General features: G+C 76.0%; 1 protein-coding gene. It reads right to left on the bottom strand.

Annotation, left to right across the window (positions count from 1 at the left end; genetic code table 11):
• Positions 1–23 precede the first annotated feature (23 nt).
• Complete coding sequence (locus A8713_RS28270; RefSeq protein WP_064536497.1) at positions 24–15,185, bottom strand: type I polyketide synthase; 15,162 nt, start codon at positions 15,183–15,185, stop codon at positions 24–26.
• Positions 15,186–15,190 lie beyond the last annotated feature (5 nt).

The following is a 15,190-nucleotide window of genomic DNA, read 5'->3' as shown; positions in this document are numbered from 1 at the left end:
CTGGTTCGCGTGTCGGGTCGGTGTCATGACAGACCGAGCTCGTTGTCGATGAGGTCGAAGAGTTCGTCGTCGCTGGCGCCGTCCATGCGGTCCTCGAGGGAGCCGGCCGCCGTGCCGTCGCCGTCGGCCGCGGTGGCCGCCGCGTCGAGGCGCCCCAGGAGTTCCCGGAGCCGGCCGGCGAGCCGTTCGCGGTCCGCCGGGTCGTCGACACCGCCGTCGAGGGCGCCTTCGAGGCGGTCCAGTTCGGCGAGGCCGGGGATCGGGCCCGGCCCGGTCCCGGGGGCCAGTTCGGCGGCGAGGTGTGCGGCGATCGCGGCCGGGGTGGGGTGGTCGAAGAGCAGGGTGGCCGGCAGGGGGTGGCCGGTGGCGGCGCGCAGCCGGTTGCGCAGTTCCACCGCGGTCAGCGAGTCGAAGCCGACCTCCAGCAGACCGCGGCCTGGCTCGATCGCGGCCGGGCCGCTGTGGCCGAGGACCAGGGCGGCGTGGGAGCGGACCAGGTCGAGGAGGACCCGGGCGCGCCGGGTGTCGTCGAGGGGGCCGAGGCGACGCTTCAGCGCTTCGGGCCCGTCGGGGCCGGTGCCGGCGGCGGGGCCCGCGGCGACGCGCCGGACGGCGGGGCGCACCAGGCCGCGCAGCACGGCGGGGACGCCGCCGGTGGCGGCCTGGGCGCGGACGACCGCGGTGTCGAGCCGCAGCGGGAGGACGACCGGCTCGTCGAGGGTGCCGGCCGTGTCGAACAGCGCCAGTCCCCGGGCCGGTTCGAAGGCGACGATCCCGCCCCGGGCGATGCGTCGCAGGTCCGCCTCCGTGAGCCCGCCGGTCATCCCGGTGCTGTTGGCCCACAGGCCCCAGGCGAGGGAGCGGCCGGGCAGTCCGTCGGCGCGGCGCCGGTGGGCCAGTGCGTCCAGGAAGGCGTTGGCGGCGGCGTAGTTGCCCTGGCCCATGCCGCCGAAGACTCCGGCGATGGACGAGAACAGCACGAACTCGGACAGGTCCAGGCCGGCGGTGAGTTCGTGCAGGTTGATCGCGGCGTCCACCTTGGGGCGCAGGACGAGGTCCAGTTGCTCGGGCGTCATGGTGGCGACGACGCCGTCGGCCAGGACGCCCGCGGCGTGCACCACGCCGGTCAGGGGGTGTGCGGGAGGCAGGGCGGCCAGCAGGGCCGCCAGGGCGTCGCGGTCGGCGGCGTCGCAGGCGGTGATCTCGGCGTGCGCGCCCAGGGCGGCGAGGTCGGCGAGGAGTTCCGCCGCGCCGTCGGCGGCGGGGCCGCTGCGGCTGGTCAGCAGCAGGTGCCGGACGCCGTGCTCGGCGGCCAGGTGGCGGGCGACGTGGGCGCCGATGGCGCCGGTGCCGCCGGTGATCAGGACGGTTCCGTCGCCGTCCCAGCCGGGGGTGCGGGCGGTGGCGGCCAGCGGTACGCGGGCCAGCCGGGCGATGTGGACGGCCCCGGCGCGGATCGCGAGCTGGGGTTCCCCGGACGCGAGGGCTTCGGCGAGTACGGCGGGCGGGATCTCGTGGGCGTCGAGGTCCAGCAGGACGAAGCGGTCGGGGTTCTCGGTCTGCGCCGAGCGGACCAGGCCCCAGAGCGCGGCCTGGGCCGGGTCCGGGACGTCGTCGCCGGTCACCGGCACCGCGCCCGCGGTGACCAGGACCAGCCGGGAGCCGGTCAGGCGCTCGTCGGCCAGCCAGTCGCGCAGCAGGGCGAGGACGGTGCCGAGGCCGTCGTGGACCGCTTCGCGGAGGGCGCCGGGCGTGGTGTACGAGGCGGGGGCGGGCGGGCAGGGGGCCAGGACCAGCCGGGGCGGCGGGGCCCCCTCGTCGAGCAGCGCGGACAGCGCGGCGAGGTCGGTGACCGTACGGCCGGGGAGCGGCGCGGCGCCGGGCGGCAGGGGGTCCCCGGTGCCGAGCACGGCCCAGGAATCCGGTCCGGAGACGGTGCCCGCCGCCGTCCCGGCGCGCTCGGGCAGGGCCTGCCACTCGGGGCGGAAGAGTTCTTCGTGGTGTCCGGTGCGAGCGGCCCGGAAGCGGCCGGGCGAGACGGGCCGCAGGACGAGGGAGCGGGCCGAGAGCACCGGCCGTCCGGTGGCGTCGGTCGCCCGTACGGCGACGGCGTCGCGGCCGGTGGGGGTGAGCCGCAGCCGGAGCTCGGTGGCGCCGGAGGCGTGCAGGCGCACCCCGTTCCAGGAGAACGGCAGCCAGCCCTGCGCGGGTCCTTCCAGTACGTCGAACACCAGTGCGTGCAGGGCGGCGTCCAGCAGGGCCGGATGCAGGCCGAACGCGGCGGCGGCCTGCTGCTGCTCCTGGGGCAGGCTCGCGACCGCGTACACCTCGTCGCCGAGTCGCCAGGCCGCGCGCAGGCCCTGGAACGCGGGGCCGTAGGCGAATCCGCCGTCCGCGAAGCGGTCGTACACGCCTTCCGTGTCGAGGGGGACGGCACCGGGCGGCGGCCAGGCCGCGGGGTCCGCCGGTTCGGCCGGGTCCGCCGGGCCGGGGTCCTCGGCGGAGGTGAGCAGGCCGCTCGCGTGCCGGGTCCAGGGGGCGTCGGGGCCGTCGTCGGCGGCCCGCGCGTGGACGGTCAGCGGGCGGGTGCCGGAGGCGTCCGGGCTTCCGACGGTGAGCTGGAGTGCGACGGCTCCGCCTGCCGGGAGCACCAGCGGTGCCTCCAGGGTCAGTTCCTCGACCTGGTCGCAGCCGACCTGGTCGCCCGCGCGGACCGCGAGTTCCAGGAACGCGGTGGCGGGGAACAGCACGCCGTCGTAGACGCCGTGGTCGGCCAGCCAGGGGTGGCTGCGGACCGAGAACCTGCCGGTGAACAGGAAGCCGTCACAGTCCGCGAGTTCCGTTCCGGCGCCGAGCAGCGGGTGGTCGACCCTGCGGAGTCCGGCCGCGGGCAGGTCCGCGGTGGCCGGGCCGGCCTCCAGCCAGTAGCTGCCGCGCTGGAAGGCGTAGGTCGGCAGGTCGACGGTGGAGCGGGACGGGCCGCCGCGATGGACGGCGTTCCAGTCCACGGGGACGCCCGCGATGTGCAGCCGGGCCAGGGCGGCCGTCGCCGTGGGCGCTTCGGGCCGGTCCTTGCGCAGCAGCGGCAGCAGTAGGGGGCTGTCGGCGTCGGTGCCGCTGCCTCCGGTGGCGCCGGGCAGGCAGTCCTGGCCCAGGGCGGTGAGCGCGCCGTCGGGTCCGAGTTCCAGGAACGCGGTGACGCCGTCGCGTTCGAGGTGGCGTACGGCGTCCTGGAAGCGGACGGTGCCGCGCACGTGCTCCACCCAGTGGTCCGGTGAGCCGAGCTGCCCGGCGGCGGCCGGCTCGCCTGTCAGGGCGGAGATGACGGGGACGGTGGCCTCCCCCGGGACGATCCGCGCCGCGACCTCGCGGAACTCGGCGAGCATGGGCTCCATCAGCGGCGAGTGGAAGGCGTGGGAGACGCGCAGCCGACGGGTCTTGCGCCCGCGCGCGGCGAGTACGGTGGCGATCTCGTCCACCGCCGCCGCGTCGCCGGAGATCACGGTCGCGGCCGGGCCGTTGACCGCGGCGAGGCCGACGGCGCTCTCGCGGCCCGCGAGCAGCGGCAGCACCTCCTCCTCCCCGGCGGCGAGGGCGGCCATCGCGCCGCCCGCCGGGAGGGCCTGCATCAGCCGTCCGCGCGCGACGACCAGCTCCGCGGCGTCGGGCAGGGCGAACACGCCGGCGACATGGGCGGCGGCCAGCTCTCCCACGGAGTGGCCGAGCAGCCGGTCGGGACGCACACCCCAGTGCTCGACGAGCCGGAACAGTGCGACGCCCAGGGCGAACAGGGCGGGCTGGGCGTATTCGGTGCGGTCCAGCAGGCCGTGGCCCCGGTCGCCGGGGCCCGCGTCGATCACCTCCCGCAGCGGGCGGTCGAGCAGCGGGTCGAGTTCCGCGCAGACCGCGTCGAAGGCGTCGGCGAAGACCGGGAACCGCGCGTACAGTCCGGCGCCCATGCCGGTGCGCTGGCTGCCCTGGCCGGGGAAGAGGAAGGCGGTCTTCGCGGCAGGGCCGGTGACACCGCTCACCACGTCCGGCGACGGCTCGCCCGCGGCGAGGGCGGTGAGCCCCTGGAGCAGGGTCTGCCGGTCCGTGCCGGTGAGGGCGGCCCGGTGCTCGAAGGCGCTGCGGTTCAGCGCCAGGGAGCGGCCCACGTCCGCGACGGTGAGGCCCGGGTCGTGCTCCACGTGCCGCAGCAGCCGGGCGGCCTGCTCGCGCAGCGCGTCCGCGCCGCGGGCGGAGAGCAGCCAGGGCAGGGCGGGCGCGGCGGGGGTGGTCGCCGGGGCCGGCGCGGGGCCGGCGGCCCGGACCGGTTCGGTGGGCTGTTCGAGGATGGTGTGGGCGTTGGTTCCGCTGACGCCGAACGACGACACGGCGGCCCGCCGGGGGCGCCCGGTCTCCGGCCACGGGGTGTCGTCGGTGAGCAGCCGGACCGCTCCGGCCGACCAGTCCACGTGGGGTGTCGGCGCATCGACGTGCAGGGTGCGCGGCAGCGCCCCGTGCCGCATGGCCTGCACCATCTTGATGATGCCCGCGACTCCGGCGGCCGCCTGGCTGTGCCCGATGTTCGACTTCAGCGACCCCAGCCACAGCGGCTGCCGTCCGTCGCGCTCCCGGCCGTAGGTGGCCAGGAGCGCCTGGGCCTCGATCGGGTCGCCCAGCCGGGTCCCGGTGCCGTGTCCCTCCACGGCGTCGACCTCGGCCCCCGTCAGCCCGGCGTCGGCGAGGGCCGCCCGGATGACCCGCTGCTGGGAGGGTCCGTTGGGGGCGGTCAGGCCGTTGCTCGCACCGTCCTGGTTGACGGCGGAGCCGCGTACGAGAGCGAGCACCGGGTGGCCGTTGCGCCGGGCGTCCGAGAGGCGTTCCAGGACGAGCAGTCCGGCGCCCTCGGCCCAGGAGGTGCCGTCGGCGGCGGCGGCGAACGGTTTGCAGCGTCCGTCCTCGGCGAGCACCCGTTGCCGGCTGAACTCCACGAACGCGCCCGGTGTCGACATCACGGTCACCCCGCCGGCGAGCGCCAGCGAGCATTCGCCGGACCGCAGCGACCGGGCCGCGAGATGGACCGCGACCAGCGACGAGGAGCACGCCGTGTCGACGGTCACCGCGGGCCCTTCGAGGCCGAGGGTGTAGGAGATCCGCCCGGACGCCACACTGCCCGCGCTGCCGACGCCGAGATAGCCCTCGAACTCCTCGGAGGGTTCGGTGACGCGCGCCCCGTAGTCGTGGTGGCTGCATCCGACGAAGACGCCGCTCGCGCTGCCCTTGAGCGACAGCGGGTCGATGCCGGCCCGCTCGAACGCCTCCCAGGAGAGTTCCAGCAGCAGCCGCTGCTGGGGGTCGATGGTCAGCGCCTCACGCGGGGAGATCCCGAAGAAGGCCGGGTCGAAGCGGTCGGCGTCGTGGAGGAAGCCGCCTTCGCGCGCGTAGGTACGGCCGGTCCGGTCCGGGTCCGGGTCGTAGAGGCCGTCCAGGTCCCAGCCCCGTCCGGTGGGGAAGCCGGTGATCGCGTCCCGTCCGCCCGCGACGAGTTCCCACAGCTCCTCGGGGGTGCTGACGCCGCCGGGGTAGCGGCAGCTCATGGCGACCACGGCGATCGCCTCGTCCTCGGGCACCGCGACGGCCGCTGACGCCCGCGCGGGAGCGTCGGACGTCCGCGTGGCGGGCGCCCCCGGCAGTTCGGTGCGCAGGTGTCCGGCGAGGTCCGTGGCCGTGGGGTAGTCGAAGGCCAGGGTCACCGACAGGCGCAGGCCGGTGGCCGCGGCGAGCCGGTTGCGCAGTTCGACGGCGGTCATCGAGTCGAAGCCGATGTCCTTGAACGCCTGGTCGGGTCCCACCGCCTCGGGCCCGGGGTGACCGAGCACGGCGGCGACCTCGCGGCGGACCAGGTCCAGCAGCGCCCGGTCGCGTTCCGCCGGGGGCAGTGCGGCCAGCCGCAGGGCCGGCGGCTCGGCGCCGTCGGCCGTGCTCCGGGGGCCGCCCGGGGCGGCGAGTACGTCCCGCACCTCGGGCAGGTCCCCGAGGGCGGGGCTGGGCCGGAGCGCGGTGTACGCCCGGGTGAAGCGGTCCCAGGCGAAGTCGGCGACGAGGACGGCCGTGTCGTCGTGGTCGAGCGCCTGGCGCAGCGCGGCCGTGGCCGCGGCGGGGTCCATGGCGGGCAGGCCGTCGCGGATCAGCCGTTCGGCGACCGCTCCGGAGGCGAGGCTGTCGCCGCCCCACAGGCCCCAGGCCACGGAGGTGCCGGGCAGTCCGAGGTCGCGGCGCTGCCGGGCGAGCGCGTCGAGGTAGGCGTTGGCGGCGGCGTAGCTGCCCTGGCCGGTGCCGCCGAGCGTGCCGGCGAGCGAGGAGAACAGCACGAAGGCGGTGAGGTCGAGTTCCCGGGTGAGCTCGTCCAGGTTGCGCGCGCCGTCGAGCTTGGGGCGCAGGACCCCGGCCGCGCGTTCGGGGGTGACCGAGTCGATCACCCCGTCGTCGAGAACGCCCGCGGTGTGCAGCACGGCGCGCAGCGGGCGCTCGGCCGGAATGCCGGCGAGCAGTTCCGCCAGTGCGTCGCGGTCGGCGACGTCGCAGGCCACCGCAGTGGCGGCGGCGCCGAGCCCGCGCAGTTCGGCCAGCAGGGCGTCGGCTCCCGGGGCCTGTGCGCCGCGCCGGCTGGTGAGCAGCAGGTGCGCGGTGCCGGTGCGGGCGAGCCAGCGGGCGATCTGGGCGCCGAGGCCGCCGGTGCCGCCGGTGATCAGGACCGTGCCCTCGGGGGTCCAGTCGCGCACGGGGGGCGTGTCGCCGAGACCGGCGTGGACGATCCTGCGGCCGTAGAGGCCGGTGGCGCGTACCGCCAGCTGGTCCTCGCCGCCGGGGCTCGTCAGCGCTTCGGCGAGCCGGGTCGCGGCCCGGTCGTCGAGCCGTCGCGGCAGGTCGATCAGACCCGCCCAGCGCTGCGGGTACTCCACGCCGGCGACCCCGCCGAGGCCCCAGACCAGGGCCTGGAGCGCGCTGTCGATCCGGTCGGAGCGGCCGACCGACACCGCGCCCCGGGTGGCGCACCAGAGCGGGGCGTCGGTGCCGAGGTCACCCAGGGCCTGGAGGAGTGCGACCGTCAGGGCGAGGCCGCGGGGAAGCGCCGATCCCCCGCCGTGGGGTTCTTCGGCCAGGGCGAGCAGCGACAGGAGCCCGGCGGGCGGCCCGTCGGTGTGGCCGTGGGCGTCGCGGAGCAGTGCGGCGAACCGGGTCCGGTCGGTCGCGTCGGGGCCCGCCTCGACCAGGACGGGGGTGGCGCCGTGTCCCCGCAGGGAGTCCATGGCGAACGCGACGGCCGGGTCGGCGGCGGCCCCGGTCGGGGCGACGACGAGCCAGCCGCCGGTGAGCCGGGGCCGCTCGGGTGCCGGCAGGGGCTTCCAGGCGACCCGGTAGCGCCAGCTGTCGGCAATCCGGTCGTCGGCCCGGCCGCGCGCCCACGCGGCGAGGGTGGGCACCAGGGAGGCGAGGGAGGCTTTCAGTTCCCCGTCCTCGACCCGCAGGGTGGTGGCGAGGGCGTCCAGGTCCCCGTGGTCGACGGCTGCCCAGAAGCCGGAGTCGGCCGGGCCGGTGCCGTTGCCGGTCAGGGCGGTGGCGGGCCGGTCGGGTGCGGGGGTGGCGTCCAGCCAGTAGCGCTGCTGCTGGAAGGCGTACGTGGGCAGGGGCCGCTTGCGCGCGCCGGTGCCGGCGAACACCGTGTCCCAGTCCACCGGCAGTCCGTGTACCTGGAGTTCGGCGAGCGCGGCGAGGAAGCGGCCGGGGCCGCCCTCGGCGCGCCGCAGGGTGCCGACGACGGCTCCGTCCCCGGCCCCGGCCGCTTCGACGGCCTGCTGGAGCCAGACGGTCAGCGCGGGGTGGGTGCTGCACTCGACGAAGGTGTGGTGTCCGTCGGCGATGAGCGCGTCGACCGCCCGTGCGAACTCCACGGGCCGGCGCAGGTTCTCGTACCAGTAGGCGGCGTCCAGCCCCAGGGTGTCCAGGGGGCCGCCGCTGACCGTGGAGTAGAACGGGACGCGGGACGTCCGCGGCGCGGTGCCGCCGAGGAGGGTGAGCAGTTCCTCCCGCAACTCCTCCACCTGGGGCGAGTGCCCGGCGAAGTCCACGCCGGGGACCGGCCAGGTCAGGACGCCCGCTTCGGCGTACCGCTCGCGCAGCCGTTCCAGTGCCGCCGGGTCGCCGGAGACCGTCACCGATGCCGGGCCGTTGACCGCGGCGACGTCGAGTGCCCCGGCGTGGGCGGACAGGGCTTCGCGTACGGCTGCGGCCGGCTGCGGCACGAACAGCATGCCGCCGCGGCCGGTCAGGGCCAGCAGGGCCCGGCTGCGCAGGGCGACGACCCGGGCCGCGTCCTCCAGCGAGAGCGCGCCGGCCACGCAGGCGGCGGCGATCTCCCCCTGGGAGTGGCCGACCACGGCGTCGGGGACGATCCCGTGCGCCCGCCACAGCTCGGCCAGCGACACCATCACGGCGAACAGCACCGGCTGCACCACGTCCACCCGGTCCAGCGGGGGCGCGTCGGGCTCCTCCCGCAGGACCGCGAGCGGCGACCAGTCCAGGTGCGGGGCGAGGGCGCGTTCACAGGCCGCGATCCGGTCGGCGAAGGCCGGGGCGTGGTCGAGCAGTTCCCGGGCCATGCCGGCCCACTGGGACCCCTGGCCGGGGAAGACGAAGACGGTCCTGGCCGATCGGGCGACGGTGCCTTCGACGAGGCCGGGTGCGCGCTCTCCCGCGGCCAGCGCGGCCAGGCCGCCCAGCAGGGCCGCGCGGTCGTCACCGACGACGGCCGCGCGGTGCTCGAAGGCGGTCCTGGTGGTGGCCAGGGAGTAGCCGACGTCGGCGCACGACAGCTCCGGATGCTCCGTCAGGTACGTGTGCAGCCGCTCCGCCTGGGCCCGCACCGCCTCGGCGGTCCGCCCGGACAGGACCCACGGCACGGCGGCCCGCGCGGCGCCCGCGTCCGGCGCACCGGACCCGGCGGACGAGCCGGCGGGGAGCGCGGGTCCGGCGTGCGCCTCGGACACGGCGGCGGGTTCGGCGGGCGCCTCGGACACGGCGGTGGGTCCGGGCCCGGCCGGCACGGCGGGCGGCGGGAGTGCGGGCTCGGCGGGCGGCTGCTCGATGACGACATGGGCGTTGGTGCCGCTCAGGCCGAACGAGGACACTCCGGCCCGGCGCGGCCGGCCGGTCTGCGGCCAGGGGGTGGCCTCGGTCAGCAGCGCGACGGCGGCCGCCGTCCAGTCGACGTTCGGGGACGGCCGGTCGATGTGCAGGGTCCGCGGCAGCTCGCCGTGCCCCATGGCCAGCACCATCTTGATGATGCCGCCCACTCCGGCGGCGGCCTGGGTGTGCCCGATGTTCGACTTCAGCGACCCCAGCCACAACGGCCGGTCGGCCGGCCGGTCCTGGCCGTAGGTGGCCAGCAGCGCGTCGGCCTCGATCGGGTCGCCCAGCCGGGTGCCGGTGCCGTGCGCCTCGACGGCGTCCACGTCGGCGGCCGTCAGCCGGGCGTTCGCCAGCGCGTCGCGGATGACCCGGCGCTGGGCCAGGCCGCTGGGCGCGGTCAGGCCGTTGCTCGCGCCGTCCTGGTTGATCGCCGAGCCGCGCACCACCGCGAGCACCGGGTGGCCGTTGCGGCGGGCGTCCGAGAGGCGTTCCAGGACCAGCAGGCCCACGCCCTCGGCCATGCCGAAGCCGTCCGCCGAGGCGGCGAAGGACTTGCAGCGCCCGTCTTCGGCGAGCCCCCGCTGCCGGCTGAAGCCGGTGAACGACAGCGGGGTGCCCATCACCGTGGCGCCGCCCGCCAGTGCCAGCGCGCATTCGCCCGAACGCAGCGACTGCGCGGCGAGGTGGACCGCGACCAGTGACGAGGAGCAGGCCGTGTCCACGGTCACGGCGGGCCCCTGGAGGCCGAGTTGGTAGGCGATCCTCCCGGACAGGACGCTGGTGGAGATGCCCGCGATGAACAGGCCCTCCAGTTCTTCGGGGACATCGCGCAGGGTGCCGCCGTAGCCCTGGTAGGAGGCACCGGCGAAGACCCCGGTCGGGGTGCCGTGCAGGGACGCCGGGTCGATACCGGCGCGCTCGATCGCCTCCCAGGAGGTTTCGAGCAGCAGTCGCTGCTGCGGGTCCATGGCCAGGGCCTCGCGCGGTGAGATCCCGAAGAATCCGGGGTCGAACCGGTCCGCGTCCCGGATGAATCCGCCTGCGGCGACGTAGCTCCTGCCCGGCCGGTCGGGGTCCGCGTCGTACAGCGCGTCGAGGTCCCAGCCCCGGTCGGACGGCAGCCCGGAGACGGCGTCGCGCCCGTCGGCGACCAGGCGCCACAGGTCCTCGGGGGTCCGTACGCCGCCGGGGTAGCGGCAGCTCATGGAGACGATCACGATGGGGTCGTCGTCCGCGGCGGGTGCCGCCGCCGGGGGCCGCCGCACGGTGGCGGGTTCCTCGGCGGCGCCCAGCAGTCCGGTCTCCAGGTGCCGGGCGAGCGCGGTCGCCGACGCGTAGTCGAAGACGACGGTGACCGGGAGCCGCAGACCGGTGGCGGTGTTGAGCCGGTTGCGCATGTCCACGGCGGTCAGCGAGTCCAAGCCCAGGTCGCGGAAGGCACGGCCGGGGGCGACCGCGTCCGGCGAGCCGTGGCCGAGGACGGCGGCCGCGTGGGTCCGGACCAGGTCGACCAGCACCCGGGTCCGTTCGGCCGCGGGGAGCGGCCGCAGCCGGTCGCGCAGCGCCGAGGACGTCTCTTCGGCCCCGGTCCCGGCGGTCGCCGGTTCGGCGGCCAGCGCGGCGCGCACCTCGGGGAGTTCACCGATCAGCGGACTCGGGCGCGCCGAGGTGAACACCGTCGCGAAGCGGTCCCAGTCGATGTCGGCGACCACGACCACCGTCTCGTCGTGGTCCAGGACCTGCTGGAGCCCGGTGAGCGCGACCGCGGGCGGCATGAAGAGCACGCCGTGGCCGCGCAGGTTCTCCTCCACCAGTTCGGCCGCCATCCCGGCCCCGCCCTCGGGGTCCCAGATCCCCCACACCACGGAGGTCGCGGCGAGGCCACGGCTCCTGCGGTCCTCGGCGAGGCCGTCGAGATAGGCGTTGGCGGCGGCGTAGGCGCCGTGGACGGCGCTGCCCCACACCCCGGAGATGGAGGAGAACAGCACGAACGCGTCGAGCGTGTCCCGGTCGAAGAGCAGGTCCAGGTTCCTGGCCCCGCCGGTCTTGGCGTGGAGGGTGCCGGCGAACTCGTCCACGTCGGTGGCGGGCAGTGGCACCAGCAGCCCGGCGCCCGCGGCGTGGAAGACGGTACTGATCCGGTGGCCGTCCTGTTCGAGGCCGTCCTTCAGCGCGCGCAGGGCTTCCAGGTCGGCGACGTCGCACGAGGCCAGGGTGGTCCGGGTGCCGAGGGCGGCCAGTTCCGCGGAGAGCTCCGGCGCGCCCGGCGCGTCCGCCCCGCGCCGGCTGACCAGCACCAGGTGCCCGGCTCCCCGCCGGGCCAGCCAGCGCGCGATCTGCGCGCCGATCCCGCCGGTACCGCCGGTGATCAGCACGGTGCCCCCGGGCCGCCAGTTCCGCCCCGGCGCGGTGTCGCCCAGGGCGGCCCGGACCAGCCTCCGGCCGTGGCAGCCGGTGGCCCGTACGGCCACCTGGTCCTCGTCCGCGGCCTCGCCCGCCAGCACCCGGCACAGCCGGGCGGCGGTGTCCGTGTCCAGGACCTCCGGGAGGTCGATCAGACCGCCCCAGCGCTGCGGGAACTCCAGCGCGGCGACCCGGCCCAGCCCCCAGAGCAGATGCTGCGCGGCGCTGACCGCACTCCCGGTGTCCGTGTCCCCGGCCGACACCGCGCCCCGGGTGGCCCACCACAGGGGCGCGTCGGTCCCGGTGTCGCCGAGGGACTGCACCAGGGCCAGGTTGAGCGCGGTGCCCAGCGGGACGGAGGGGTGCGCGGAGTGCGGGCGCTCGTCGAGGCCCAGCAGCGACAGCACTCCCGTCACCGGGCCGGGCAGCGCGCCGAGGGTGGCGCGGATCCGGTCGGCCAGCACGGCGCGGTCGGCCTCCGCCTCGGTGAGCCGTACGTGGACCACCGAGGCCCCGGCCTGCTCCATGACGTGGACGGTCGCCTCCGACCGGCGCACCGCGTCCTCGGGCTGACCGTCCGACGACAGCAGGAGCCAGTTGCCGTCCAGTGCGACCGGGGGGCCTTCGGGCAGGGCCCGCCAGGTCACGCGGTAGCGCCAGGAGTCGACCACCGAACGCTCGGTGCGCTCGGTGCGCCAGGCGGCGAGCGCGGGGAGCACCACGTTCAGCGGGTCCTCGGGCGCCACCCCGAGGGTCGTGGTGAACCGGTCCAGGTCACCGCCGCCCAGGGCGTCCCAGAAGTCGTCGCCCTCCGAGGACGTCCCGGACGGGCCGCCCGCCGCCGGGCCCGTGTCCTCCAGCCAGTACGAACGGCGCTGGAAGGGGTAGGTGGGCAGGGAGACACCGTCCGACCGGTGTCCGGCGAACACCCGGTCCCAGTCGGGCGACAGACCGCCCGCGTGGGCCTCTCCCAGGGAGGTCAGGAAGCGGTCGAGGCCGCCCTCGCCGCGCCGCAGCGTGCCGACGGCCACGGCGGGGCCCTGCGCTGAGGCGGCGGTGTCGGCCTTGTCGGCGGTCTGCTGGACACCGAAGGTGAGCACGGGGTGCGGACCGGCCTCGACGAAGAACCGGAAGCCCTCCCCCAACAGCGACTCCGTCGCCCTCCCGAACTCCACCGTCTCCCGCAGATTCCGGAACCAGTACCCGGCGTCCAAAGACCCCGTGTCCAGCCAGCCACCCGTCACCGTCGAGAAGAACGGCACCACACCCGAAACAGGAGCAACCCCCGCCAGATCGGCAAGCAACCGCTCCCGGATCTCCTCCACATGCGAGGAATGCGACGCGTAATCCACCTCGATCAACCGCGCCCGCACACCCTCCCCGACCAACCCCTCCACCAGTGCCGCCACCGCGTCCGCGTCACCCGAAACCACCGACGAGGAAGGCCCGTTGACCGCCGCCACCGACAACCGGCCACCCCACGAGGCGATACGCTCCCGCACCACATCCACCGGCAACGGCACCGACGCCATACCGCCACGGCCCGCCAGCAACCTCACCGCACGGGAACGCAACGCGACCACCCGCGCCCCGTCCTCCAGACTCAGCCCACCCGCCACACACGCAGCCGCAATCTCCCCCTGCGAGTGGCCCACCACCGCGTCCGGAACCACACCGAACGAACGCCACACCTCCGCCAGCGACACCATCACCGCCCACAGCACCGGCTGCACCACATCGACCCGCGCCAGCAGCCGCTCCGACCCCAGCGCCTCCCCCAACGACCAATCCACATAAGGCGCCAGAGCCCGCCCGCACTCCGCCATCCGCCCCGCGAAGACCTCCGACTCACCCAACAGCCCCGCAGCCATCCCCACCCACTGCGAACCCTGACCCGGAAACACCAACACCGAACGACCCGACGACACCCCGCCGCCCCGCACCAGCCCCGGCACCGTCCGGCCCTCGGCCAGGGCTTTCACGCCGTCGATCAGCCGGTCCTGGTCGGTTCCCACGATCACGGCCCGCCGCTCGAAGGCGGTACGCGTGAGGGCGAGGGCGCGGCCGGTGTCGGCGGCCCGCAGGGGCCCGGGGCCGGCGTTCAGGTGTGCCAGCAGGCGGGCCGCCTGGTCGCGCAGCGCCTCGTCGGTACGCCCCGACAGCACCCAGGGCAGCGGATACGCATCGCCGTCGGCAGCGGGTTCGGCCGCCGGTTCGGCTTCCTCCGCCGGGGCCTGTTCCAGGATCAGATGGGCGTTGGTGCCGCTGACGCCGAAGGCGGACACACCCGCCCGGCGCGGACGACCCGTGTCGTCCCACGCACGGGCCTCGTCGAGGATCTCCACGGCCCCCGACGACCAGTCCACCATGGGCGTCGGCCGGTCCGCGTGCAGGGTCCTGGGCAGTTCGCCGTGCTCGATCGCCAGCACCATCTTGATGACGCCGCCCACTCCGGCCGCCGCCGAGGTGTGGCCGATGTTCGACTTCAACGAGCCCAGCCACAACGGCCGGTCGGCGGGCCGGTCCTGGCCGTACGTGGCCAGCAGTGCCTGGGCCTCGATGGGGTCGCCGAGGGTGGTGCCGGTGCCGTGCGCCTCCACCACGTCCACATCCGACGCCGTCAGCCCCGCGTCCGCCAACGCCGCACGGATCACCCGCCGCTGCGACGGGCCGCTGGGCGCCGTCAGGCCGTTGCTCGCACCGTCCTGGTTCGTGGCCGAACCGCGGACGACGGCCAGCACCGGGTGCCCGTTGCGGCGGGCGTCCGACAGCCGCTCCAGCAGCAGGACGCCGACGCCCTCGGACCAGCCGGTGCCGTCCGCGTCGGCCCCGAACGCCTTGCAGCGGCCGTCGGCCGCCAGCGCGCGCTGGCGGCTGAACGCCACGAACGCGTCGGGGGTCGCCATCACCGACACCCCGCCGGCCAGGGCCAGCGTGCAGTCGCCCGCCCGCAGCGCCCTGATCGCCAGGTGCAGGGCGACCAGGGACGAGGAGCAGGCCGTGTCCACGGTCACCGCGGGCCCTTCCAGGCCCAGGGTGTAGGCGATCCGGCCGGAGACCACACTGCTCGCGGTCCCGGTGTCCAGCAGACCCTGGACGTCGGGGAGGTGGCGCGAGCCCGCGCCGTAGCCGTTGCCGATCGCCCCGAGGAAGACACCCGTGCCGGTGCGCCGCAAGGTGCGGGGGTCGATCGCGGCCCGCTCGACCGCCTCCCAGGCGGTCTCCAGTGCCAGCCGCTGCTGGGGGTCGGTCGCCAGGGCCTCGCGCGGCGAGATGCCGAAGAACTCCGCGTCGAAATCGGCCGCGTCGTGGAGGAAGCCGCCGTGCCGGGTGTAGGAGGTACCGGGGTGGTCGGGGTCCGGGTCGTAGAGGCCCTCCAGGTCCCAGCCGCGGTTGACGGGCCAGGCGGAGACCGCGTCGGCGCCCCGGGAGACCAGATCCCACAGCAGTTCGGGCGTGTGGGCGCCGCCGGGATAGCGGCAGGCCATGGAGACGATGGCGATCGGTTCGTGGCGGGCCCGCTCGGCCTCGCGCAGCTGCCTCCGGGCGTCACCGAGGTCCGCGGTGGCGCGCCTGAGGTAGTCGAGCAGCTTCTTGTCGTCGGACATCAGTG

The sequence above is a fragment of the Streptomyces sp. SAT1 genome (genome assembly GCF_001654495.1).
Lineage (GTDB): Bacteria > Actinomycetota > Actinomycetes > Streptomycetales > Streptomycetaceae > Streptomyces > Streptomyces andamanensis.
This window is presented reverse-complemented; position numbering and strand designations above follow the sequence as displayed.

What these genes read in the sequence shown, in the direction of transcription:
- A8713_RS28270 (WP_064536497.1), bottom strand. Translation starts at nt 15,185, where the DNA reads ATGTCCGACGACAAGAAGCTGCTCGACTACCTCAGGCGCGCCACCGCG.